At 66.2% G+C, this 24,065-nt stretch carries 21 protein-coding genes and 1 pseudogene; 11 read left to right on the forward strand and 11 right to left on the reverse strand.

What is annotated here, in order from left to right; translation table 11 throughout:
• Positions 1–60: 60 nt before the first annotated feature.
• On the reverse strand, positions 61–1,401 hold the full coding sequence (locus NM2_RS36480) for a CapA family protein (RefSeq protein WP_067678931.1): 1,341 nt from the start codon (positions 1,399–1,401) through the stop codon (positions 61–63).
• 770 nt (positions 1,402–2,171) lie between these two features.
• Between NM2_RS36480 and NM2_RS36485 the strand changes: the two genes are divergently transcribed.
• From NM2_RS36485 to NM2_RS36495, 3 genes are all read left to right on the forward strand, one after another.
• Positions 2,172–2,861, forward strand: a complete 690-nt coding sequence (locus NM2_RS36485; protein ID WP_067678934.1) for a FadR/GntR family transcriptional regulator — start codon at positions 2,172–2,174, stop codon at positions 2,859–2,861.
• Positions 2,862–3,315: 454 nt separating this feature from the next.
• A complete protein-coding gene (locus NM2_RS36490; RefSeq protein ID WP_067678937.1) occupies positions 3,316–4,644 on the forward strand; it encodes an MFS transporter in 1,329 nt (442 codons plus the stop codon).
• Positions 4,641–5,591 (forward strand): alpha/beta fold hydrolase, encoded by a 951-nt coding sequence (locus NM2_RS36495; protein ID WP_067678940.1) that lies wholly within the window; start codon positions 4,641–4,643, stop codon positions 5,589–5,591. Before NM2_RS36490 ends, NM2_RS36495 begins: the two co-directional genes overlap by 4 nt.
• A gap of 88 nt (positions 5,592–5,679) precedes the next feature.
• Here the strand turns inward: NM2_RS36495 and NM2_RS36500 are convergent, their stop codons facing one another.
• Together NM2_RS36500 and NM2_RS36505 are read right to left on the reverse strand one after the other, a co-directional pair.
• The gene (locus NM2_RS36500; protein ID WP_067678943.1) at positions 5,680–7,140 is read right to left on the reverse strand and encodes a DHA2 family efflux MFS transporter permease subunit; all 1,461 of its coding nucleotides are present in this window, start codon (positions 7,138–7,140) and stop codon (positions 5,680–5,682) included.
• Positions 7,137–7,634 carry a MarR family winged helix-turn-helix transcriptional regulator gene (locus tag NM2_RS36505; RefSeq protein ID WP_067678945.1) on the reverse strand — a complete coding sequence of 166 codons (498 nt, stop codon included), beginning with the start codon at positions 7,632–7,634 and terminating at the stop codon, positions 7,137–7,139. Before NM2_RS36505 ends, NM2_RS36500 begins: the two co-directional genes overlap by 4 nt.
• Before the next feature lie 44 nt (positions 7,635–7,678).
• On the opposite strand from NM2_RS36505, the gene NM2_RS36510 reads away from it, so the two are divergent.
• Positions 7,679–8,287 (forward strand): cysteine hydrolase family protein, encoded by a 609-nt coding sequence (locus NM2_RS36510; protein WP_084531943.1) that lies wholly within the window; start codon positions 7,679–7,681, stop codon positions 8,285–8,287.
• A gap of 121 nt (positions 8,288–8,408) precedes the next feature.
• Here NM2_RS36510 and NM2_RS36515 read toward each other — a convergent pair whose 3' ends face one another.
• Entirely contained in the window at positions 8,409–8,915 is a 507-nt protein-coding gene (locus NM2_RS36515) for a MarR family winged helix-turn-helix transcriptional regulator (protein WP_067678948.1), read from the reverse strand.
• A gap of 141 nt (positions 8,916–9,056) precedes the next feature.
• Between NM2_RS36515 and NM2_RS48180 the strand changes: the two are divergent.
• Both NM2_RS48180 and NM2_RS48185 read left to right on the forward strand, forming a co-directional pair.
• Positions 9,057–9,682: pseudogene (locus tag NM2_RS48180) on the forward strand (L-threonylcarbamoyladenylate synthase).
• 1,078 nt (positions 9,683–10,760) lie between these two features.
• Positions 10,761–11,066: a helix-turn-helix domain-containing protein gene (locus NM2_RS48185; protein ID WP_084531944.1), complete on the forward strand. Its 306-nt coding sequence runs from the start codon at positions 10,761–10,763 to the stop codon at positions 11,064–11,066.
• Here NM2_RS48185 and NM2_RS36530 read toward each other — a convergent pair.
• Positions 10,970–11,626, reverse strand: coding sequence for a TetR/AcrR family transcriptional regulator (locus NM2_RS36530; RefSeq protein WP_067678957.1), 657 nt, complete (start codon positions 11,624–11,626; stop codon positions 10,970–10,972). The genes NM2_RS48185 and NM2_RS36530 overlap by 97 nt on opposite strands.
• 206 nt (positions 11,627–11,832) lie before the next feature.
• On the opposite strand from NM2_RS36530, the gene NM2_RS36535 reads away from it, so the two are divergent.
• From NM2_RS36535 to NM2_RS36555, 5 genes are all read left to right on the forward strand, one after another.
• On the forward strand, positions 11,833–12,798 hold the full coding sequence (locus NM2_RS36535) for a TauD/TfdA dioxygenase family protein (protein ID WP_067678960.1): 966 nt from the start codon (positions 11,833–11,835) through the stop codon (positions 12,796–12,798).
• Positions 12,799–12,867: 69 nt separating this feature from the next.
• Positions 12,868–14,439, forward strand: coding sequence for an ABC transporter substrate-binding protein (locus NM2_RS36540; protein WP_067678963.1), 1,572 nt, complete (start codon positions 12,868–12,870; stop codon positions 14,437–14,439).
• Between the two features lie 5 nt (positions 14,440–14,444).
• A complete protein-coding gene (locus NM2_RS36545) occupies positions 14,445–15,404 on the forward strand; it encodes an ABC transporter permease (RefSeq protein WP_067679038.1) in 960 nt (319 codons plus the stop codon).
• A complete protein-coding gene (locus tag NM2_RS36550) occupies positions 15,401–16,261 on the forward strand; it encodes an ABC transporter permease (RefSeq protein WP_067678965.1) in 861 nt (286 codons plus the stop codon). Before NM2_RS36545 ends, NM2_RS36550 begins: the two co-directional genes overlap by 4 nt.
• A gap of 23 nt (positions 16,262–16,284) precedes the next feature.
• Positions 16,285–17,922 (forward strand): dipeptide ABC transporter ATP-binding protein, encoded by a 1,638-nt coding sequence (locus tag NM2_RS36555; RefSeq protein ID WP_067679041.1) that lies wholly within the window; start codon positions 16,285–16,287, stop codon positions 17,920–17,922.
• A 1,119-nt stretch (positions 17,923–19,041) separates the two neighbouring features.
• Here NM2_RS36555 and NM2_RS36560 read toward each other — a convergent pair.
• From NM2_RS36560 to NM2_RS36585, 6 genes are read right to left on the reverse strand one after another with little or no spacing between them, the layout of a single operon-like run.
• The gene (locus NM2_RS36560; RefSeq protein WP_067678968.1) at positions 19,042–19,899 is read right to left on the reverse strand and encodes a shikimate dehydrogenase; all 858 of its coding nucleotides are present in this window, start codon (positions 19,897–19,899) and stop codon (positions 19,042–19,044) included.
• Positions 19,896–20,360, reverse strand: coding sequence for a type II 3-dehydroquinate dehydratase (aroQ, locus tag NM2_RS36565; protein ID WP_067678971.1), 465 nt, complete (start codon positions 20,358–20,360; stop codon positions 19,896–19,898). Before aroQ ends, NM2_RS36560 begins: the two co-directional genes overlap by 4 nt.
• A gap of 23 nt (positions 20,361–20,383) precedes the next feature.
• Entirely contained in the window at positions 20,384–21,742 is a 1,359-nt protein-coding gene (locus tag NM2_RS36570; protein WP_067678974.1) for an MFS transporter, read from the reverse strand.
• A 38-nt stretch (positions 21,743–21,780) separates the two neighbouring features.
• Entirely contained in the window at positions 21,781–22,596 is an 816-nt protein-coding gene (locus NM2_RS36575; protein ID WP_067678977.1) for a sugar phosphate isomerase/epimerase family protein, read from the reverse strand.
• Entirely contained in the window at positions 22,593–23,561 is a 969-nt protein-coding gene (locus NM2_RS36580; protein ID WP_067678980.1) for a VOC family protein, read from the reverse strand. The genes NM2_RS36575 and NM2_RS36580 overlap by 4 nt, the downstream gene beginning before the upstream one ends.
• Positions 23,558–23,995, reverse strand: coding sequence for a carboxymuconolactone decarboxylase family protein (locus tag NM2_RS36585; protein ID WP_067678983.1), 438 nt, complete (start codon positions 23,993–23,995; stop codon positions 23,558–23,560). Before NM2_RS36585 ends, NM2_RS36580 begins: the two co-directional genes overlap by 4 nt.
• Positions 23,996–24,065: the final 70 nt, after the last annotated feature.

Here is a 24,065-nt window from a genome sequence, read left to right on the forward strand (position 1 = left end):
TTCGGAGGGAGTGCGAACACCGAAGTCGGTCTTCGCCTCGAAATCTGTGGTGCGGCCCGGTCAGGCCCCGGCAACGAGTCGGCCGACGGTGCGGTCGTCCTGCTTGACTCGTTCGATACGGGTGCCGAAGGGACGGGACAATTCGTCCAGGTGCTCGAGGATGCGCAGCGAGTCGTTCTCGTCGGCCACAACGGGGCAGCCGCGCTGCCAGCGAGGCAGGCCGAACCCGGAGGTCACAGGGATCAGCTCGCAAGCGGCAAGATCGCCGTTGTAGTCGAAGTCGAACTGGGCCAGGACGGACTCCCAGAATCGCCGTTCGGTGGCGTAGCCGGTGACCCGGTCGTACAGGTCCGCCGCCGTCGAGTCCAGCGGCATGCCCTGCTGCTCGTAGACCTCGAGCGGGAACGACCCGATGGTTTCCAGGTTGAAGATGAAGTTGCCCAGCGAATAGCAGATGGGCCGGTTGCGATAGAGTTCGATGCCCCGCAGCATGTGCGGACCCGAGCCGAGGATCGCGTTCGCACCAGCGTCGATGAGCCGATGCGCGAGCGGTTGCAGGAACTCCGCGCCCACCTCGGTATTCCATCGCCCGTCCACACCTTCGTGGCAGTGCAGCGCCACGAACACCAGATCGGCCTGTTTGGCGGCCTCGTCCACGACTTCGACCAAGGCCTGCACGTCACGTTCGAGGGCATCGGTCTGGACGTGCGAACGCTCGTCCGGCGCGAAATGCACACCCTCCACAGCGAATCCGTCGAATGGCGGGCGGTCGTAGACATTCATATCCGGGTACGGGAAGGAGATGCCGGGTGCGGTCGTACCGGTAGCGGCCACGTCGACACCCGCCTCGGCGAGGATGTCGTGCAACAGCTCGAACTTCTCCCGCGCGATGTAGTGCGTCTTCTGGAGCCGCACCGGCGCCATCCCGGGCCGCCCGACATCCCCCTCCCCCGGATCTGCGGCGACCGACAGCCGAGCATTCGACGAGCCCGCCGAGATCAGCGCGACCCGGCCTTGTGCGGTCTGCAGGTACACCGGCCGGCGAGCCTCGCGCAGGGTGTGGCCGACACCGGCGAAAACCATTCCTCGCTTGTGGAGTTCGGCGATCGAGGCGGCCAGGCCGTTGGTGCCGTAGTCGGTGGCGTGGTTGTTGGCCATGCCGTAGAGGTCGAACCCGAGCCAACCGAATTCGTCGAGCAACTCCGGGTCCACACCCACGTGCGTGCCGTGGAAGGTGGTTGCGGGCATCCGGCCTGTGCCCGGGAACACCATCTCCAGGTTGGTGAACGACACGTCCGCCGAGCGCACTCGATCCACCACATCGGTGAACCCCGGGGTGCGGACCGCGGACAGGCGCCTGGTCAGGATCGAGTCACCGGTCGCCACGAGGCGGGTCGTCATAAGTAGGTCCTTTCACGTCGATGCTCGAGGCACCGGGCCGTCCGGGCCCGGACATCGAACAGCTGGTCGGCGCATCGCCGACGAAACGGGCGGGTCTCCGGTTCGCTGCACGTCGTGGATGTCTCGAGACGACGTCTGCAGCCATGTCGGTCGCACCAACAGAGGGGCCGGATGTGGCATCGATGTAAATTCATTTAAATAGATTTACAGGCGAGTGTCAACCGTCACTCCACCTCGAAGCACAGGGGCAGCAGGAGCGGCCCGCACGTAGCCACTCAACCGACCTCACGTCGATCGACTCGACGCCCTGTGGCAGTCGATCGCCGCGGTCGCCTCGGAGCCCAGATCCACCCTTGACACCCAAAGAGCAATCCATTTAAATGAATTTCGTCACGCCGGAGCCCGGCGTCGCACCCCGTCCGCCACGATCAGTCGCCGACGCGGTGGCCGACCAGCACTCGGCAATCAACTGAACGAACGAAACCCGTTGCGCACCAATGGCCGACAGGGGCGCGAGCGTCCGCACAGCGACCATCACCGCGACGGCCGTCAGGACGCTCGATCCACCCCGGCGCCCCGGTGCTTCTGCACAACCGACGACACCCCATCGACAAAGGAGTCGTATGCAATCCGCAACTCAGTCACCCCCGTCACATGCCCGAGCCCGGCACGGCGTGATCACTTCTCCGGCAATCGGTTACCAGCAGGTTCGCGACGCGAACCCAGCTCCCCGGCTGCATTCGGGAACACCATCCGAGTATCGTGACGGAGTGAGCTCATCGGTGGGGAAGAAGACGGCACGGGTCGTAGCCGGTGAAGTCGTGCGCGAAATTGCTTTCGAGGGCCTGCAACGTCTGCCGTCGGAGGCCGAGCTCCTCAAGCGTTTCCCCGTCAGCCGCCCGACCCTCCGCGAAGCGCTGCGCATCCTCGAGATGTACGGGGTCATTTCACTGAAGCCGGGACCCGGCGGCGGAGCGATCGTCAACGAGGTCGCCAGCTACCAATTCGCGAATTCATCGTCGCTGTATTTCCACCTCATGCAGCTCACACTGCGCGACCTCATGGCCACGCGCATGCGGCTCGAGCCGCTCATGGCCCGATTGGCAGCCGAGCGCGTGGCCCAGGGCGACCTGAGCGCCGACATGACCGATACCGACGGCAACCTCACGTTGAGCGAGGGCGATATCCACCTCAGCGTCGCCCGGCTATCCGGCGACCCGATCCTCGTGCTCGTCGCTCAGGCGCTCCGCGACATCTTCTCGGACAAGTCGAGCATGGAACGGGTCCGAAAAGATCTGGCCACCAACGTAACTCCACCACACGAGCTGATCGAGAAGGCCGTTCGGTCCGGCGCGGCGAACGACGCCGAACGGCTCATGCGCGAACACCTCACCGACTATGTCGCCAAACTCGAGCAGAGCTACCCCAATCTGCTCGACGAAGTCATCGACTGGACCTGAGCGAAGGCATAACAGCCCGGGACATCGTGGACCGGCGCGGTACGCGAATCGAGGGAGCAGCACCCGGCCGCCCGAGACCGAGCGGACTGCCCTTCATTTGTCGTCGGTAAGCAAAAATCGCGGCCGACGAGTCTCCCGCCACTGATACACGACACCACCGAGATACGGCGATCATTCCAATGATCCGCGTTCGGTGCGTCATGCCCTATCCGCCTGGCGCATTTCTCTTTCGCCCTGCGCTTTCCCCATAGGGATCAAGCACCTCGAATACAGGCCGGCAATTGCAGAACTGCAGATGAATGAAAGGCATTTCGAGTTCTTCCGGGCCTGTACGACGCAGCACCAAGCCCGACTCCGACACGGAGGTAATTCCCCACATGAACAGCACAACCCTGGTTGCCGTAGCAGCCACCACCGGCGGTCGTCTCGCCGGTGAGATCCGCGGGAGGACCGCATGAGCACCACGCACCAAACGAGTCGGAGCCACCAGCGGCGAGTCGCCCTCGCCAGCCTCATCGGTAGCTCAGTCGAGTATTACGAATTCTTCATCTACGGACTCTCCGCCTCGCTGGTATTCGGCAAACTGTTCTTCCCGTCGGTCGACCCCGTCGCGGGGACACTGCTGTCGCTGTCGACATTCGGGGTCGCATTCTTGGCTCGCCCGATCGGCGGCTGGTTGTTGGGCCACTTCGGCGACCGAATCGGCCGACGGACGGTACTGGTGCTGACCCTGGTGGGTATGGGCGGGGCCACCACGCTGGTCGGTCTGTTGCCCGGATACAACACGATCGGGATCGCAGCTCCGATCATGTTGGTCGTGTTGCGGGTGATCCAGGGGTTGGCCGTGGCGGGCGGTACCACGGGCGGGTTCCTGCTGACCTACGAGCACACCGAAAGTGGCGGGCGGCGTGGGCTTTTCACCGGTGCGGTGAGTACCGGCAGCCTCGTGGGTCTGCTGCTGGCCAATGGTGCGTTCTTCCTGGTCAATCTGTTGCCCAAGGATCAGTTCATGCTGTGGGGGTGGCGGCTGCCGTTCATTGCCAGCATCGCGCTGGTCGGGGTCGGGCTCTATATCCGCAACCGACTCGCCGAGAGCCCGGACTTCACCGAGGCGAAAGACTCCGGGCAGGTGAGCAGCAACCCCGCACTGGAGGTGATCCGCGAGCATCCGCTGCGGTTCGTGGGCCTGGTGCTGGTGACCGTCCCGCAGAGCATCTTCTTCTACCTCGGCTCGGTGTTCTCACTGAGCTACGCACCCAAGGTCGGCGTCAGTTCGACCACCGTGTCACTGCTGGTGATGGTGATCTGCGCACTACTGGTGTTCGTCATGCCGTTGTTCGGTTGGATCGGCGACCGCACCAGCCGACCACGCGCGGTTTTCGCCGGTGGAATGGTCGTGATGGTCATCGCACCGTTCGTCTGGTTCTCGCTGTTCGGCACCCGAAATCCAGTGCTGCTGTTCATCGGGTTCGCCCTTCTGCTGGGCGGTTTCGCCGTCAACTACAGCGTGCAGGGCATGTATTACCCGCAACTGTTCCCACCGCATCTGCGCTACACCGCGATCGGGGTCAGTTCCGCAGTCGGCAACGTCCTGGGCGGCGCGTTCGCACCGCTCATCGCGGTCTGGCTGATGAACAGCTCAGGAAGCTGGGTACCGGTCGCGGGCTACATGACCGCCGTGGCGACCCTGGCGCTGGTGATCACCCTGTTCCTACGCCCAGGTGCGAGTTCACCGATCCGGGAACTGGATCTCGGCCCCGAACCCGAAGGAGCACTGTCGTGATCCGCACCGAACACCGCATCGACGTCAGCACCGCAGTCGGGATGCCGGCCACACTCGCGGTCACCGTTTTCCGCAGCGCCCCGGACCCCGAACTGTTCGCCTTCGCGACCCCCGGCGGCGGCTACACCCGGACCTACTTCGACCTGTCGCACCCGGCCCTGCCCGGACCGGGACAAGCCGAGTACCATGCCACACGGGGCTGGGCATTCGCGGTCTGCGACCCGCTGGGCACAGGCGAGAGCGGCCCGGTTCCCGACTCTCTCGCCGACCTCGACACGAGCGCACACGCCGCCCACCTCGCCTGCACCGAACTGCGTAACCAGCTGCGCCTCGGCCCCGCCATCGGCATCGGTCACTCCCTCGGCGGCATGCAGCTGATCCACCAGCAGAGCCGCTTCCGGACGTTCTCAGCCATCGCCGTGCTGGGCTTCAGCGCCGTGCACACGTTCATCCCCACTCCCGCGAAAGGCATGCTCGCCCCCGCGGGCGGCAGTTCGGTAGCCGAGGCTTGGTCCGGCGAACTGACAGACGACCTGGCCAACGTGCGCTACGCGTACCACTGGGACGATGTGGCCCCGGAGGTCGTGGCCGACGACCTTTCGGCGGGGTTCCCGGTCCGCACCGCCGACACCATGCCGCCCTGGATCAGCCGGACCTTTCCGCCGTTCGCCGCAGACTGCATGGCGCCGGGCGTCGTGGCGGACCAGGCCGCAACCATCGACGTGCCGGTCTTCCTCGGCGCCGGGGAACGCGACGTCCTCGCCGACATTCGCGCCGAAGCGGCCGCATACCCCGGCAGCCGGGATATCACGATTGCCGAGGTCCCCCGGTGTGCGCACATGCACAACTTCTCCCCACAGCGTGAAATCCTCTGGCAGCGCCTGCACAGTTGGGCCGACACGCTGGAAATCTCCGAAAGTCCAGTGATCGTAGACTCGCACGCCTGACAGCGGTGCTATCGCAGCGGACTACCGCGCACGTTCGTGTGGTGCTCGGTCCCCCGAGCACCACACGCACGCACCGATGGTCCCGACCTCACTCGGCGGGCACCTCGTGCCCGCGGCTCAGTGAGGCCACCAGCGCGACCATGCACGAAATTCCGAGCGCCACCAGCGCCCACCGGTAGCCAGCAGTGAAGGCATCCAGCGCGCCCCTCGACAGCGACGACAAGGTCCCGCCGTAGGCGGCCTTCTGCTCCGCCGCGCCGAGTCCAGCGGTGGTGATCGCGAGGGAAAGCGCTGTGCTCAAAGCGAATCCGGCGTTCTGTGTGGTCTGCCGGACACCGTTGGCGACTCCGCGTCGGTGGGCGGGGGCGCTGCTCATGATGGAGCTGGTATTGGGCGTCATGAACAGCCCCGCACCGCCGCCGATGGCGAGGAGGCACACATCCATCAGCACCTCGAATTGCTCCGGGCGCGCCATCGCCGCGAGACCGAACAGCCCCGCCGCGGTGAGGGCGATGCCGAGGCTGCCGAGCAGCTTCGCCCCGAAGTAGCCGCTCAACCGACCTGCGATCGGCGCGGCCACCGACATCGCCGCAGCCACGAACAGCACGTGCAGACCCGCGGCATACGGTTCCAGACCGCGCGCTGCCTGCAAGTACAACGCGACCAAGGTGACCACGGCGAAGTACGCCATCGACATGAACAGCAACGCGATATAGGCCGAAGTGCGAGCGCGGTGCGCGAAGAACGACGGTTCCACCAGCGGGTGCGCCCGATGACGTTCGATCGCCACGAACAGCGGGCCGCACACGATGAACATCAGGAGCCCGATGAACACCTCGGGACTGGTCCAGCCTTCGGCGCCACCTTCGGACAGGGCGATCACCAGACCGCCCAGAGCCAGGCTGGACACCACCGCACCCGCGAGGTCGAACGGCTCACGCTTGGTCGGTGTGGTGTCCCGGCGCAGGTTGATCGCTGCCCAGATCAGCCCGACCACGCCGATCGGCACGTTGAACCAGAACACCGCGCGCCAACCCCACACCGAAGCCAGCAGACCGCCCACGACCGGGCCGAGGACCTGCGCCAGCGAGGACACCGTGGCGTTGATCCCCAATGCCGTGAACAGGCGATTCGCCGGAAACGCGTCGGTGACCAACGCGGTGATGTTGCACAGCAACGCGGCCGCACCCACAGCCTGAACGCACCGCAGCGCGACTAGCCAGCCGATGTTCGGTGCCAGACCACATGCCAGGCTTGCCAGCGTCAGCACGGACAGACCGGTCAGATACATCCGGCGTCGGCCGAACATATCGGTGACCCGACCGAACACGAATACCAGCACGGTCGTCACGAGCATGTAGGACAGCAGCATCCACGACGCCCCGGCCGCGCCCGCACCGAAATGACGACTCACCGTCGGTAGCGCGACCGCAATCGTGGAGGTGTTCACCGACGCCAGGAAGCCGCCCGCACAGGCGACGGTGAGCACACGCCACGCATGCCTGCTCGCCTGCGGGATGTCGATTGCGCGTTCAGCCAAAGCAGTCATATTCCCTTGTCTCCCTCCATGTTCGGGCCATTCAGCTTGGTGGGGCTCAGCTCCCGCACGACGCCCTCGCCGATCGCGATCAACTCTTCTCGCATGATCGGCGTCAGCAGGTCGAGGAAGCTTTCTCGCACGGTGCGCGCGAACCGCGGCGCGGCCAGTTCGACCGTCCTCAGACCGTGTTCGGTCAGCACCGCCGTCCACCCGCGCCGATCGCCCTCGGCAGGTTCGCGTCGCATTAACCCCTCGGCTTCGAGCCGCCCGATCGCGTGAGCCATGCGACTCGCCTTCGAGCCGGTCTCGATTGCCAGATCGTTGATCCGCATCGACCAAGACGGTGCGCGACGCAACCGCCACAGAATCTCGAAGTAGGTGCGCGGCAAGCCGACATCCCAGCCGAGATCCTCATCGAGACGGGTCATCAACGCCCGCCACGACCGGTCCAGAGACCGGAACGTCCGGAGCTCACGAGGTTCGAGCCAAAAGGCGTCTTTCACAGGTTTACTTTAACACTGTAATATACAGTGCTGTAATAAATGTGATGGACGAGATGATGAAGGAGTCCCTGATCGTGCCCGTATTCACCCCCAACCGAACCGCTCTGCTGCTGATGGACATGCAGCACTTCACGCTGGCGATGCTCGAGGACCCGGCCGGATTGCTCGAGCAGGCCCGCAGCGCCCGCCGCGCCGCGCTCGACGCCGACATCGAGGTCGTACATGTCCGCGTCGCCTTCACCGAGGAAGACCACGCCGCCGTGCCCGATCACCACCGCGTCTTCGCGGCCGTCGCCAGCTCGGGCATTGCTGCCGAGGGGACACCGGAGGTCGCCATCCACCCCGATGTGCGGCCCGAGCCGCACGAGCATGTCGTAACCAAGACCCGCATCGGCGCGCTCACCACCACCCAGCTCGACGAGTTCCTGCGCGAGCGCGAAATCAACACGCTCGTCCTGGCCGGTCTCACCACCAGCGGCGTGGTGCTGTCCACCATCACCGACGCCGCCGACCGCGACTACCGACTGTTCGTCCTGTCCGACGCATGCGCCGACCCGAACCAGGACCTGCACGAAACCCTGCTGTCGTCCGTGGTCCCGCAGCACGCCGAGGTGCTGACAACCGCGGAATTCACCACAGCGTTGCACCGCTGACGTCGCCGAATTCGACCAGCACAACCGATCCGCCCGGTGCTCCGCCACCCCGTCCCGAGCACGATCGCCGCACAGGTGCGAGCTCCGATCGAGAGCTCGGCGCCCAGATGAGGTGAGGCTTTTACGGTGCCCCACCCTCCTTGTCCCCACCGCAGGGCAGCGATTCCGGATCGAGGTCGGCCAGCAGCGTTTCTCCGATGACCGTGATCTGATCACGAGATTCGCTGGTCAGCGAACCGAGGAAGTGTTCGCGCACACTGCGTGCGTAGACCGGGGCAGCCCGCTCCACCTGCGTGAGCCCTTCCTCGGTCAGCACCGCGAGCCAGCCGCGCCGATCACCGGGCGGAACTTCACGACGTACCAGACCAGCCGCCTCCAACCGACCCACAGCATGCGTGATCCGGCTGGACTTGGAGTGAGTGATCTCCGCCAACCGGCTCATCCGCAAGGACCTCTCTGGCGCGCGACGCAGCCGCCACAAGATGTCGAAATAACTGCGCGGCAACCCCGTCTCGGCCTCCATATCGGCGTCGAGACGGGCGGCGACAGCTTCCGACGCCCGATTGAACGCGCGAAAGATCCGCAGTTCTTCCGGGGTGAGCCAGTCGAGTTGATCGTCGCTCGTCACCGTTAGTACGCTACAGGATTATTCATCACTGAAATAAATGCCATACGCGGCCAACCTCAAGCGTGGAGCCCCATTGTGAAAGTGGTCTCGTGACAAGCCGGACACCGAATCCGATCAACGTCTACGCCTGCCGAACCGAGGCTGCCCGGCAAACAGCGGATATCCCACGCCACCGACGCTGTGCGAGCCGGACAGCTCATCGTGTTCCCGACCGACACCCTCTACGCCATCGCCGCCGACGCCTTCGCTCCACTCGCCGTGCGAAATCTCCTCGCCGCCAAACAACGCGGCCCCGACAAGCCCGCCTCGATCCTCATCGGCGACCCGATGACCGCCGAGACACTCACCTCGTCGCTACCGCCCGCGGCACGACGACTGATCGAAACCTTCTGGCCCGGAGCACTCTCCCTGCTCCTGCACGCAGCCCCCACTCTGGCCTGGAACCTGGGAAACACCGGAGGAACGGTCATGATCCGCATGCCGAACCATCCTCTGGCCCTGGCCCTGCTGCGCAGCGTCGGTCCCCTAGCTCACTCCAGCGCCAACCTCACCGGTCGACCACCGGCAACCACATTCGAACAAGCCGGGACACAGCTCGGTGAACCGTCCACACCTACCTCGACGGCGGCCCCAGCGGAGACGCCCCGTCCACCATCGTGGACTTCACCACCGATGACGGCCCCACCATTGTGCGAGCGGGCGCGATCCCCCACACCGCAATCAAGCAGACCCTCGACCGGTGGAACGAAGTGCGTTCCGGCAGTTGATCAGCGGCCCGACGGAACAGGGTCGCTGATCGGGACCAACAGATCAATCCGCCTTCGGGTAGTCAAACCCCGCTTCGATCGTCAGCGTTCCCCATGGGACCGCCGGTCACCACCGAGTCCCATCCTTATTGATCCCTGCCGAGGGCACGATCCTGCGGCATCTGCGCACCTATGTCGATGCCGCATTACGCGCGTGGTCGTCCGTGGGCGTCGCGTGTAGGGATACCGCGTTGGCGCAATTTGGCCAGCACGGTGGTGGAGTCGACACCCAAGTGTCGACCGACACGGGCCAGGGACCACCCGAGGTTGTACAGATGGATGGCGTCATCGATTTGTTCCGGGGCCAGCCCCCGGCGGCGCATCGGCACACCATGCCGGTGCAGGGTCGCACTGACCGTCCGCCGCTCGATACCGAACCGGGCACCCAACTGGTACACCGTCTCTCCGCTCTCATACCCGGCGATTAGTTCCCGGACCTGATCGGTGCCAAGTCGGCGGGCCCGGGCGGGCCTGGGTCGGGCGGCGGACGGTGTGGCTGGCGTGGTGGGGTCCGGAAGCCTTCGACGAACAGCTTCCAGGGCTTCTACCTGCGGTTTCGAGTTATAGTAAGCTCCCCCAAGGTCCACAGAAATCGCAGGTCAGGACCGGTATTGTACCGGTCCTGACCTGCTTCATTTGGCCCGGCCCCACGGAAACCCCACGGTTTGGGTTTCGTATTTGCTTTCCGCAGGGTATGGCATCGACCGGCGTAGGGTTTTCTGCTACTTATTCGTGGGACTCGGGCGGGGCGGCGAGAGTGCTCAGGGCGCCTTCGTACCATGCGTGTACGGCCAGCCAGATGTATGGTGGCTGTCCTTCCTTCATCTCCCCGCGCACCGCCGCGAGACACGTCGAAAACATCCTGACCAAACTCGGATTCACATCGCGCGCCCAGATTGCCGTCTGGGTTGCCGAGCACAGTCGGCCAGCAACCAGTTGAAGGGCGCCAGCATCTACAACCTGCCCGATGCTGTAGCGGGATGCCCGACATCGCACCTCAAAGCGCCCACGCAAAGACCGGTTACGCAACCGCCGCAAACTGGTCGACGCTGCCCGCGCGGCCTTCATCGAACAGGGTGGCGACGTCGGGATCGACGCCATCGCCCGCCGCGCGGGCGTCGGGGCCACCACCTTCTACCGGCACTTCCCGACCAAGGAAGCCCTTGTGGAGGAGCTGCTCACCGAACCGACCGAAGGCTCGAAAATCGTGCGCACCGCGAGTGGGTCGACTCCCGGCTGCAGCCACCCCTACCGGGTGTCGCGCACCATCGCCCCGCTCTCCTCGGACGACGGGGCGTTCAGCAGACCGTCCCAGGCGTCGATGAGAGTCGACATAGCCGCCTGATCGGGCGCGGTACCGGACCGGTCGTAGCGAGCCAATGTGCGCAGCACACTCTCGTACGTCATCCGGATTCGCTGTTGCCGGATCCCCTCCGGCAATTCGCCGAGCGCCGCGTGCAGCGCGCGGTCCACCTCGAATCCACTGGCCGTCACATCGGGGTTCGCGGAGCTGAACACACGATGCAGAACGTCGGTCTCGATCAGTTGGTCGAGCAGGCCGGCATAGTGGTTTCCTTCGCGCAGGGTATTGACCAACGGCTGCACCATCACCCACAGCACCTCGCGAGAGGTCAGTGCACGGCCCGGCGTGGTCAGCCGGGCGACGAGAGCGTCTCGGTCGGCACTGACCGTGGGCAGCCGGTGATCGAATATCGCGCGCAGCAGGTTTTCCTTGGAACCGAAGTAGTAGCTGATCACCGACGCGTTGTGTTGCCCTGCGGCGCTGCGGATCTCGGCGAGAGTGACTGCGTCGTAGCCGCGCCGGGCGAACAGGTGCTCGGCGGCTGTGATCAGCAGCACCCGGGTTTCCTCGCCCGCACTGTAGCGGCCGCGTCTGGCGGTCATGGGCCTTCACCCTACCCAGGGTGATGCATCGCGTCCCGGCCGTGTCCCGGGAAAGAATCACCGTGAGCGGATACATTTCTCAAATTAATCTATGTCGATTACTTTGACATTCGAGTCAGTCGCCCACCAGCGTCGTCCCGGACTCCAGTCACACGCCGGGATGCCGTAATCCCTTGTCCTGCACTGCTCATCGACGGAGGAGAACCGTGACCACCATCGAGACCCGTCCCGTCGGCGCTTCCGATATCTATGCCGCCGGCGGCATCACCGTCACCAAATTGGGCGAGCACATCGGCGCCCTGATCGAGGGCGTCCATATCTCCGGCGATATCGGTGTCGAGACCGCCTACGCCATCCGCTTCGCGCTGGCCGCGAACAAGGTGGTCGTCTTCCGCGGTCAGCACCAAGTCGACGACGATGTGCAGTATCAATTCGCCTCGACCCTGGGCACGCCGACCACCACCCATCCGACGCTGACCTCCGAGGACAATCGGACGCTGGTCATCGAGGGTGCCGCCAATAGCTGGCATACCGATGTCACCTTCATCGATCGCATCCCGAAGGCCTCGATCCTGCGTGCCGTCGATATCCCGCCCTACGGTGGTGCCACCACCTGGGCGTCCACCACCGCCGCCTACGATCAGCTGCCCGAACCGCTGAAGGCGCTGGTGGACAAGCTGTGGGCAGTCCACAGCAACGAATACGACTACGCGGGTGTGCACGCCGACCAGCGTTCGCGGACGATCGCCCGGCAGGACCATATGCGCAACTTCACCCGCATCGTGTTCGAGACCGAACATCCAGTGGTCCGGGTGCATCCGGAAACGGGTGAGAAGTCGCTGCTGCTCGGCCATTTCGTGAAGAACTTCGTGGGCCTGAAGTCCTCGGAGTCGGTGGCGCTGTTCACACTGCTGCAGGAGCGGATCACCCGCCTGGAGAACACCCTGCGCTGGGCCTGGGCTCCCGGCGATGTGGCGATCTGGGACAACCGTGCGACCCAGCACTACGGGATCTCCGATTTCGGCGAGCACAAGCGCAGCGTGCACCGGGTCACCCTGGCCGGCGATATCCCGGTGTCGGTGGACAACGAACCCAGCCGTATCCGCACCGGCGATGCCTCGCATTTCTCGGTCGTCGATCCCGCCGACCGTTTCCCAGGCTTCGTTATCTGATACCGCCACATTCCGACCGGACCGGTTCCGCCGCCGCGGGACCGGTCCGCACGGCTCGAAGGGATCCCCGTGTTCCGCCGCTGCGCCCCGCCGCGCCACCGAACCCTGCCGGTGCTCGCCTTGTTCCTCGCTGGAGTTCTCGCGGTGGCGGGGTGTCGGCTGGCGGTCGAGCAGGCCACGTCCGGAGCCGATGCCGGGGTGACCGAGGGTGGTGTGCTGCGCATCGGCGACAGCGGTGATCTGACTCCGGCCAGCCTGTACGCGGGAGCCCCGGCACAGACGATGATCACCGGTCTGGTCTACGACACCCTGATCCGCTATCCCGCCGACAGCCTGAAACCACAACCGGCGCTGGCGACTTCGTGGCAGGTGTCACCGGACGGGCTGACCGTGCGGCTCACCCTGCGCAACGGTGTCACCTTCCACGACGGCCGGCCCTTCACCTCCGAGGATGTGCGGTTCAGCCTCACCACCTATGCGAATCCGGCCCGCGCCGGTCAGCTCGCCCGGACCGCGGCGCTGATCACCGCATACGACACCGGTGATCCGCACGCCATTACGCTGCGGCTGGCCCAGCCCGTGGGGAATTTCTTCGATCTGCTCGATCTGGTCCCGATCATCGATCGCAATACGATGGCGGATTTCGATGCAGGCCGCGGCTACAACGGCACCGGCGCCTTCCGGTTCACGGGCTGGAAACCCGGTGCGTCGATCACCTTCGCGGCCAACAAGAACTACTGGAAGGGCCCACCCCATCTGAACGGCGTCGAGTACGTGATCGTGCCCGATGTGCAAACCCAGGTCGCCCAGCTGCGCACCGGGCAACTCGACCTGCTGTGGTCGATCGCGCCCCGGGACGCCGATGCGCTCACCGCGCGCACCCGCCTGAAGGTGGTGAAACAGACCGGTGTGACACACAACTGGTATATCGGCGCCAATGTCCGGGCGCCGGGGCTGGGTGATGTGCGGTTGCGCCGGGCGATCGCCTACGCGGTGGACCGGGACCGCATCCTCCACGACATCTATCAGGGCCACGGCACCGTCGCCAGTCTGCCGTGGCCGCAGTACTCTCCGGCATTCGACGCCGGCCTGAACTCCACCTACGGATACGATGTGAGCCGGGCGCGGGCACTGGTCGCCGAAATCGGCACTGTTCCAACGATTCCGATCGCCTACACGACGGGGTCGCTGGACACCGAAGCCGTCGCGCAGATCGTGCAGGCCGACCTCGCGGCCGCCGGTATCCGAACCACGTTGCAGCCCATGGATTACGCGGCCACCCTCGAACACCTCATCCGCGGCACCTACGAGGGGCTGTGGATCACCGCCCACACCTACACGCAGTACACACCGGCGACCCTGCCGACCGGCGCCTTCCCGTTCAACGCTCAGAAGAACGCCTCGAATTTCGTCGATGCGGAGTATCGCCGGGCAGTCGATACCGCCTGGCACACAGTAGATCCGAACGGGACCGAGGCCGAAGCCGCCTACCGGGTGCTCAATACCGAACTACTCGACAACGCGTTCGTGATCGAACTGTTCAACAACGAGAACGAGCTGGCGATGACACCGGCCCTGCACGGGCTGAAGTGGTCGAAGAAGTCGGAACTCGATCTCAGCGAAGCCTATCTGGGGAGGTGAACACGATGCTGAACTACGGTCTGCGGCGGATACCGTCCGCCCTGGCGGTCCTGGCGATCGGTTCGGTGGTCATATTCGCGCTGCTGCGCCTGGTACCCGGTGATCCGGCGATGATTCTGGCCGGTTCCAACGCTTCACCGGAGGCACTGCAATCGATTCGGGAACGACTGGGCCTCAATGGATCTCAGTTGAGCCAGTACGTCACCTGGATCGGCGGGATGCTCACCTTCGACCTCGGGCATTCGCTGGTCCTCGGCGGCGATATCGGCACGCTGCTGCGCGATGCGCTGGGCAATACCGCGATCCTCGCTTCGACGGCACTGATACTCGCGGTCGTCATCGCCTTCGTCGCGAGCACGGTCTCGGTGATCGTCGACCGGGGATGGCTCAACACCGCGGTGACCGCGTTCGGCACCCTGGCGGTGGCGATCCCCAACTTCGTCACAGGCGCGATTCTGGTGGTCCTGTTCGGCGTGGTGTGGATGGTGCTGCCCGCCGGCGGTATTCCGCGCCGGGGATTCGGTGACGACCTCGGGATCTCGGCGCAGTATCTGATCCTGCCCGCGATCTGCCTGGCGCTGCCGATCGCGGCCGCGCTGACCCGCTTTCTCACCGAATCGCTGCGCAGCCAGCTCGCCGAACCCTATGTCACCACCGCCCGGGCGCTCGGGATTCCGCGCCGGCGCATCGTGCTCACCCAGGTCCTGCCCAATGCCCTGCCCGCCACGGTGACGGTGCTGGGCATCCAGATCGGACACCTGCTCGGCGGCACCGTGCTGGTGGAGGCGATCTTCGCCTGGCCCGGACTGGGCAATCTGATCGAACGTGCGATCGCGAACCGCGACTACCCCGTGGTGCAGGTGATGCTGCTGTTCTCGGTGGCGCTTTTCGTGATCATCCAGCTGGTGACCGATCTGGTCAACGCCTGGCTCGATCCGCGAATCCGGTTGGGAGACCAGGTATGAGTACCGGCATCGATACCGCACTCGCGGAACCTGCCGCCGATCGGGACAGCCGATGGGACGCCCTGCGTACCGGCCGCGGACTGATCGGAGTGATCCTGGTGGTGATCGTGGCGCTGGCCGGCCTGCTCGCGCCCTGGCTGGCACCGTATGCGCCCGATCGGCAGTTCGCCGGCGCCACCCTGGCCGATCCGAGTGGTGCGCATCTGTTCGGCACCGATTCGGTGGGGCGCGATATCGCGTCGCGAACCCTCTACGGCACCCGGATCGATCTGCTCGTGATCTTCGTGGCGGTGCCACTCGGGGCGGCGGCCGGTGTCCTGCTCGGTCTGGCCGCGACCCGGTTCCGCCGGGTCGACACCGTGCTCCAGCGCGCCTTCGATCTGATCCTGGCGTTTCCGGCGATCGTGCTGGCGATCGCGTTGACCATGGTCCTCGGGCCGGGTGTGGTGACCATCGCCGCCGTGCTGATGCTCGCCGAGATTCCGGTGTTCGGCCGCCTGACCCGCACCTCGGTACTGACCGTCCGGCAGCTGCCCTATGTCGAGGCGGCCCGCGCGCTGGGCGCGGGTGAGAACTGGATCCTGCGCCGGCATGTGCTGCCGAATTGCCTGGAACCGCTGACCGTACAGCTCGCGCTGGCCATGTCGGTCGGGGTGTTCGTCGAGGGTGCCATGAGCTTCCTCGGGCTCGGCATCACACCACCGACGCCCTCGCTCGGCTCCCTCATCAAGGAAGGGGTCGAAAGTTCCTATCATTCACCATTTTTCGTGGCCGGGCCGCTCGCCGTGGTGATCGTCCTGGTCCTCGGGCTCCTGCTGATCTCGCAGGCACTGGCCGCCCGATCGCGGCGGCGTTGACCACTATCGGCGAGGAGTATCTCGTGAGCACTGCACTGCTGTCCGTCCGTGGATTGCGTATCGGCTTCGGGCCTGGGAATCGCGCTGTCGACGGGATCTGTCTCGACGTCGATCGCGGCGAGGTCGTCGCCCTCGTCGGTGAGTCGGGGTCCGGGAAGTCCGTCACCGCCCGCGCGATCCTGGGTCTGCATGCCGACGGTGCCACCGTCGAGGGGTCGATCCGGCTCGACGATACCGAACTCCTCGGGGTACCGGACGCGGAGTTGAACCGGGTGCGGGGAACCAAGGCGGCGTTGATCTTTCAGGAACCCCAGAACGCGCTGAACCCGGTACGCCGGATCGGCTGGCAGTTGCGCGAGGCGATTCGCGCGCACCGCCGCATCTCTGCGACGGCCGCCCGAGCCGCGGCGATAGATCTGCTCACCCAGGTCGAGATCCCCGAACCGCAACGGCGCGTCGACTATTTCCCACACCAGCTGTCGGGCGGGCAGAAACAGCGGGTCGCGATCGCGCTGGCGTTGGCGAGCGATCCGGATCTGCTCATCGCCGATGAACCGACCACGGCGCTCGATGTCACCGTACAAGCCGAGATCCTGGCCCTGCTCGACCGGATCCGGCAGCGCACCGGTATGGGAGTCCTGCTCATCACCCACAATATGGGCGTGGTGGCCCAGCACGCCGATCGTGTGGTGGTGATGCGCGGCGGCGAGATCGTCGAAACCGGTGATACGCATGCACTTTTCGATACACCCGAACATCCCTACACCCGCTCGTTGCTGGCGGCCGTGCCGCGACTCCCGGAGCACGGCGATCCGGCATCGGCAGGCTTCGCGCCGCAGATGCCGGTCCTGCTCGAATTCGACGCGGTCGAGCTCACCTATCCGGCACGCCACGGCCGCCCGGCCTTTCGTGCCATCGAGTCGGTGAGCCTGGCCGTCGGCCGGGGCGAGGTGCTCGGGCTGGTCGGTGAATCCGGTTCCGGCAAGACCACTCTCGGGCGCATCGCGATCGGGCTGGAACCGGTCACCGGCGGCCGGGTACTGGTCGACGGGCACGACCTCGCCGCGATATCACCGCGGCAGCAGCGCGCACTGCGCCGCGACATGGCTGTCGTGCAACAGGATCCCGCGACATCGCTGGATCCGCGGCTCACCGTCGCCGCCAGTATCCGGGAACCCCTGGATGTCCACCGGGTGGGGTCGGCGGCCGGGCGGCGGCAGCGGGTGCTCGAACTCCTCGACGCGGTGCGCCTGCCGGGCGCCCTCGCCGGCCGCTTCCCTCATCAGCTTTCGGGCGGGCAGCGGCAACGGGTCGCGCTGGCCCGGGCGCTGGCGCTGCGGCCGCGACTGCTCATCGCCGACGAACCCACCAGTGCCCTGGATGTTTCCGTGCAGGCCGATGTGCTCGCACTGTTCATCGAGATCCAGCGCGACTTCGGCTTCGCCTGCCTGTTCATCAGCCACGATCTGGCCGTTGTGCACCAGGTGGCCGATCGGGTGGCGGTGCTGCGGTCCGGTTCGGTGATCGAGGTGGGGCCGGTGGATGCGGTGTTCACCGCTCCGAGTCATCCGCACACCCGGGCACTCGTCGACGCGGTACCGGTGCCCCATCCCTCGCACCTGTCGATCCTCCCGGCACAGCGCCCTCCTGTCACCGTGTGAACTCGAGGGCCGGGATGCCAGCGCTGCCTCGGTGCACGCCCGCTCACTCCCGCCGGGTGCCCACTGGCATGATTCGAATCGCTGGCCCTTCGGCCGTCAGGGTGTTCGGGGTTGTGGAGCGTTAAGCCCACCAATCGATACAGAAAGTCCTCTTGAGCAGGGGTTTTCCGCCTTTCGAACATGAGGCCATCTTCGATCGGGTACCGCATATTGCCTGGTCAGTGGCTGTTTTCTTGTTCTAGTAAGCGCACCGAGGTGCGTGTTCGTCGGTGTTGATTAAGTCCGATGGCACACTTCACTACCGCGACTGCGAGCTGTGCTCGTCACGAGTGCGGTCTCAGCTGGTCGTCGTGGATTGATGTCAGGACCGAGCCCGCCTGTGTGTGTCGCGGGTGCGGACGCCGCGCTCGCGCAGGCGGTTCAAGACGGTGGTCGGATCGACGGCGAAGTGTTTCCCGATTCGTGCCAGGGACCAGCCGAGTCGGTAGAGGCGGATCGCTTCGCAGCATCTGGATCTGGTCTTGATCAAGTTGCCGTGCCCGCCCCGGCGCGTCGGCTGCGGTGGACTTTCGCTATCGATCCTGGTGAGGCCGTCACGACGACTGAGATTGTCGGCTATCGGTCTCGCGCCAGTTCGAGGAGTACCTTCGCGATCTTGTCGACGTCGGGGCGATCACGGCGGACGCTATGAATCTCGAGTTCGCCCCATCGGGTAGCAGCGTTGATCGGTATTGTCATGCCTCCACTGTCCCGCCTGGAGGCAAGCCCTGGTCGTACAACCGGCCTGCAGGTCGTATGGCTGCAGCTCCCCATGTCGCCGACAAAGGATATGGTCACTCGCCCGGCACGCCCGACGCAAGCGCGGCACACGATGGTCGGAATACCCACCGCCCGCGAATAGGTCAAGGGCAGCAACGTACCGAACACCCTTGATGACGGCGCGAGAGGAGCTGCGATGCAGCACTTTTCGAGCAGCTGAACAACCGATATGCGGCTATGAGCGAGCATTGGCTGCGGATTGCACATGGACCGCAGCCGAGGACGTGGCTGATCGGCCGCTGTTCCGAGAAGGCGATGAGACGGTCGATCGTGTGCGAGCAGTGAGCTGCCGCACCCAGTTCAGGGGCTCACCAGTTCGGCTAGGTGACGAAGCATCCGGCTCGCGTCCGGTGTCAGTCCGGTGAACAGGCGCATCGCCTCCGCGGCTTGGTGGACGACCATCGGGCCGCCGCTGAGGTGCCGCGCGCCGACGGCGCGGGCGTTGCGGAGGAGTTCGGTTCGCATCGGCATGTAGACGATCTCGGCGATCCACAGGCCCGGGCGGAGCAGGCGCGCGTCGAGGGGCAGTCCAGGGTGTGCCGCCATGCCGGTCGGGGTCGCGTGTACCAGACCGTCCGCCGAACAGAGGTGCTCGGCGACGTCATGTGGGTGGCCGGCCACGGCTCGTCCGGTCCCGAAGCGCGCGGTGAGCGCGGCGGCAAGATCCTCCGCCTTGCCCAAGTCGACGTCGAGCACGTCGAGGCGGGCTGTGCCGAGCGAAAGGAGGGCATGCGCGGCGGCCGCACCCGCACCACCGGCGCCGAGAAGCACGACGTGCTCGCACGCGACCTCCGGGAGACCCTCGAGGAAACCCGCGCGGAAGCCTTGCCAATCGGTGTTGTGCCCGGTCATCCCGGTGTCGTCGAGGACGACGGTGTTCACCGCGCCGATGGCCTGGGCGTCGGGCGAGAGCCGGTCGAGGTGCGGGATCACGAGCTGTTTGCACGGGTGAGTGATGTTGAGCCCGCGATACCCCTCGTCGCGGGCACGCTGGAGCAGCTTGGCGATGTCTTCGGGAGCAATGCCGAGGACATCGAGGTCCCAGAGCCGATACTCGTAGGAGATGCCGAGGGCGGCGGCCTCGCGTTCGTGGAGCGCGGGGGAAAAGGACGGTCCGATGCCGGCGCCGATCAAGCCGACTCGTAGCGGGTCGTTCACACCGTGCTCCTTGACTCGCGCAGCTGAAGTGCCCGGTCGAGGCACTCGACCCCGTACACGTACCCCCGGATCCCCGCCCCGACGATCACGGCCTCGGCGATGTCGGAGACGTAGGAACGGTGCCGGAACTCCTCGCGCTTGTGCACGTTGCTGATGTGCACCTCGACGACCGGCAGTTCAGCGGCGAGCAGCGCGTCCCGCAGCGCCACCGAGGTGTGTGTGAACGCAGCGGGGTTGAGGACGACGCCGTCGGTGTTGCCCCGTGCTTCGTGCAGCCGGTCGATCAGCGCACCCTCGGAGTTGCTCTGGAAGAAGTCGGCCCGGTACCCGAGTTCCTCAGCCCTGCCACCGGCGATCCGCTCGACGTCGGCAAGGGTGTCGGTGCCGTAGAGCTCGGGCTGGCGGGTACCGAGCAGGTTGAGGTTCGGACCATTCATGATCAGGAGGCGGCCGTGCCGCATGTTGCTTTCCTTTCGAAGGGATTTCAGGAGGCGCTGGGCGCGGCCTCGGCTCGCACGGGTGTGGTCGTCACCCGGGAAACATGTCCGAGGTCTCGCAGCGGAATGTGCGCTGTCTCTCCTCCGGCGAACGCGGCCGCGGCGGCAATCAGGCAGGCCGTGGCGAGCAGCACCGCGATCGGCACCCAGCCGAAGGTTCCGGTGCCGATCAGGATCGCGGCGATCGCGGGCAGGAACCCGAGGGCGAGGTTGGCGAACTGGGTGGAGACGGCCAGACCGGTGTAGCGGACCCGGGCGTCGAACATCTCCGCGTACATGGCGGGCCAGACGGCGTTCGGCCCCGCGTAGCAGACCGAGCTGAGCAGCACCGACGCCGCGGCGACGAGCAGCCAGTTGCCGCTGGTGATCGCGGCGAAGTAGGCGAATACCGACACCGCGCAGCCCACTGCTCCTGCCGCGAACACCGGGCGGCGCCCGATCCGGTCGGACAGCTTCGCCCACGCCGGGATGGTCGCGACCTGAACGATGTTGGCGAGCACGATCGTCCACAGCATCGACGAGCGCGTGATGTGCCACTGGCTCACCGCGTAGGACAGGCCGAACACGGTGACGGCGGTGGAGATGGTGCCGTACAGGTGGCAGAGCACGATCCGCAGGAACGACCGCCAGTAATGCCGGATGAACACTCCCAGCGGGAATTTGACGATCTCCCGCTCCTGCTTGAGCTGCTCGAAGGTCGGTGGCTCGTGCAGGCTCCGGCGCACCACCATCGCGAGGAACACCGCGATCGCGCTGGCCCAGAACGGGATTCGCCAGCCCCAGCTGTAGAGGGCGGACTCGGGCAGCGCGGCGACCGGGATGAACACCAGGGTGGCGACGACGAGCCCGGCCTGGGTGCCCGACAGGGTGAAGCTGGTGAAGTACGCCCGCCTGCCCTCGGGCGAGTGTTCCAGCGTCATCGAGCTCGCGCCGCTCTGCTCGCCGGCGGCGGACAGGCCCTGCAGGATCCGCAGCAGTACCAGCAGGATCGGCGCGGCCACGCCGATGGAGGCGTAACCGGGCACGCAGCCGATGGCGAACGTCGAGCCGCCCATCAGCGCGAGGGTGGTGATCAGGACTCGTTTGCGGCCGATCCGGTCGCCGAAGTGACCGAGGAAGAACGATCCGACCGGGCGGGCGACATAGGCCACGGCGAAGGTCGCGAGCGCGGCGAGCGTACCCGCCGTGGCGCTGGCCTTGGGGAAGAAGACGTGGCCGAACACCAGCGCCGAGGCCGACCCGTAGATGAAGAAGTCATAGTATTCGACCAGGCTGCCGAGGAAGGACGCCAGCGCGGCCTTTCCCGGTGTCTGCCTTGGTTTTACAGTCTCCTGAGGATGAGACACGAAACACTCCTTTGTGTTCGAGATGACGAGCTCGCCGGTCAGCGGCCGTTCAGGATCCCGATCGAGGTGTCGTAGGCCGCACGCGCGGCCTCCTCGACGGGCAGCTCGCGGAATCCGCGATAGTTGACCTCTACCGAGTACGGGCCGGTGTAGCCCGCCTCGTGGAGGACGCCGACCAGCTCCCGCACCGGAAGCTCGCCAGCACCGGGTAGCCACCGCGTATTGCGGGCCCGGTGCAGTATTTCGGGATCATCAGGACTCGTGCGGGGCCCGTCGTTGAGCTGGACCCCGGCAATTTCGCGCGGGTCGATATCGCGCAGCTGCGCGATATCCGATCCGGTGGCGAACCAGTGCCAGACATCGATCATGAGCCCGGCGTTGGCGGCACCGCTGCGCCGCACGAGTTCCAGCGCCGTCGGATAGTCGCGGATGGCGCCCCAGGCGAAGGCCTCGACGGCAAGGGTGATGCCGTGCGGCACGAGCCTGTTCGCGAGTGCCGCGAGAGCGTCTGCCGCGCGGCCCGGATCGACGGGCCCGGCCGCGAATTCCCCGGACGTGACCCGAAGCGGCCCCGCGACCCGCGCGAGGTCGACCAGCAGCTCCTCCGACGGCGACGGCACCTCCGGGTCCTGCGCGAAGACCCAGCCGCCGAGGAACTCGGCCTCGGTGACGGCCACGGCCCGATCAGCGATCACGGCCGCGCCACCGGTGCGTGCCAGATCCGCGAGCTGCACACCGATCCCGGTGAACCCGGCCTTCGCGGCCGCGGCCGCACGAGCGGCGAACGGGGTGCGGGCGGGATCGGTGAACCCTCCGCCGTGCAGGGTGACATAACTTGCCGTCAGCTCGGTCATGCCGGCACCTCGGCGTACGGGGGTGTGGCGTGGCGGTGGAAGGACTCGGGCACCGGCATTCCCCACGCGGTCCCCCTGCCCTGCGACTCCGTCTCCCAGGTGACTGTCTCGAAGTCCGGCGAGAAGATGTGGATGCCTCCGGTGAAGACCTCGACGCGGTTACCGCCCGGCTCGTAGACGTAGAGGAAGAAGCCCTGGGTCCGCGAGTGCTTGGCGGGGCCGAACTCGATGAAGACGTCGTTCTCCAGGAAAACGTCCGCCGCGCGGATCACGTCCGAGGTCTCCGGGACCGCGTAGGCGAGATGGTGCAGGCGGCCCTGGGTGGGCGCGGGCTCCTTGGTCAGGGCCAGGTCGTGGGCCTTGGTCATGACCGACAGCCAGGCGCCGACCTCGTCCCGGCCCGCCGGGGTGAGCCGCTCGCGCAGTTTGAACCCGAGCGTCTCCTGCTGGAATCGAGACGCCGCGGCGACGTCGGGGACCAGCAGGTTGATGTGGTCGATGTGGGCGGCCGCGGCACCACGCGGTTCGTACTTCTGCGGCTGGTTGGGCAGTGCCGGAGCGGTATCCGGGGTCGGCACATACTTCTCGGTATCGAAGTAGACCTCCTGGACATGCCCTCCGACGCTCACGAACCGGTAGGCCGCACCGTGGCCGAAGTCGCCGTCGTGCCACTGCCCCCGAATGCCGTGTGCCTCGAGCGCCGCGACTCGCCGCCGCAGCGCCTGCGGGCTCGTCGCCCGCCAGCCCAGGTGGCCCAGACCGGGCTCGTCGTGGGCGGTGAGGGTCAGAGACGACAGCACGTCGTCGTTCCAGGCCCGCAGGTGCGCGGCACCAGGGGTTTCACCGACGAGGGTGAGCCCGTAGATCTCGGTGAAGAACGCGACCGATGCCGCGAGGTCCGGGGTTCGGAGTTCGGCGTGCCCGAGCTGCGCGATGTCGTAGATCGGTTCCGGGTGGTCGGTCATCGGGTCGTGGCCTCCTCGGCCGCCGCCTTGGCCTCCAGCTCCGCGACGCCCTCGAGGATCGACGGTGCGTGGTTCGCGATCGACACGCCGCCGAACAGGTAGGCGAGGTCGATCGCCGCCTGTAGCTCCTCCCAGCTCGCACCGGCGCGCCGCGCGGCGTGGCCGTGGATCTTCGCCGCGTCCCGCAACTGGACCGAGAGCACGGCGAACAGGATGAGCTGCACCGTTTTCTGGTCCAGCGCGTCGGTGTAGGTGATGAGATTGCGGACCTTCTCCTGCGCCAGCAGCAGTTCCGGGTTCGTCGGGCCCAGCCGGTCGAACCGGGACTGGATCCGGGGCGGGACGAAGCCCGCCATCTCGCGGTAGGTCTGCAGGTAACGGTCGATCTCCGCCTGCTGTTCCGGCGAGGGCCCAGGGGTGGCAGTGCTTGTCATTGCTGACCTTTCCCTTCGTTGGTGTGGCCACTGTCACAGTCGACACCGGTCCGGGGAAAGGCCGCGTTCC

The organism is Nocardia miyunensis NBRC 108239 (assembly GCF_001613065.1).
Lineage (GTDB): Bacteria > Actinomycetota > Actinomycetes > Mycobacteriales > Mycobacteriaceae > Nocardia > Nocardia miyunensis.

Excerpts from the sequence above, each read along its gene's own strand:
- NM2_RS36490 (WP_067678937.1), top strand. The coding sequence starts at position 3,316 with ATGAGCACCACGCACCAAACGAGTCGGAGCCACCAGCGGCGAGTCGCC.
- NM2_RS36585 (WP_067678983.1), bottom strand. The coding sequence starts at position 23,995 with ATGACAAGCACTGCCACCCCTGGGCCCTCGCCGGAACAGCAGGCGGAG.
- NM2_RS36480 (WP_067678931.1), bottom strand. The coding sequence starts at position 1,401 with ATGACGACCCGCCTCGTGGCGACCGGTGACTCGATCCTGACCAGGCGC.
- NM2_RS36580 (WP_067678980.1), bottom strand. The coding sequence starts at position 23,561 with ATGACCGACCACCCGGAACCGATCTACGACATCGCGCAGCTCGGGCAC.
- NM2_RS36530 (WP_067678957.1), bottom strand. The coding sequence starts at position 11,626 with ATGACCGCCAGACGCGGCCGCTACAGTGCGGGCGAGGAAACCCGGGTG.
- NM2_RS36510 (WP_084531943.1), top strand. The coding sequence starts at position 7,679 with ATGGACGAGATGATGAAGGAGTCCCTGATCGTGCCCGTATTCACCCCC.
- NM2_RS36575 (WP_067678977.1), bottom strand. The coding sequence starts at position 22,596 with ATGACCGAGCTGACGGCAAGTTATGTCACCCTGCACGGCGGAGGGTTC.
- aroQ (WP_067678971.1), bottom strand. The coding sequence starts at position 20,360 with ATGCGGCACGGCCGCCTCCTGATCATGAATGGTCCGAACCTCAACCTG.
- NM2_RS36500 (WP_067678943.1), bottom strand. The coding sequence starts at position 7,140 with ATGACTGCTTTGGCTGAACGCGCAATCGACATCCCGCAGGCGAGCAGG.
- NM2_RS36550 (WP_067678965.1), top strand. The coding sequence starts at position 15,401 with ATGAGTACCGGCATCGATACCGCACTCGCGGAACCTGCCGCCGATCGG.
- NM2_RS36545 (WP_067679038.1), top strand. The coding sequence starts at position 14,445 with ATGCTGAACTACGGTCTGCGGCGGATACCGTCCGCCCTGGCGGTCCTG.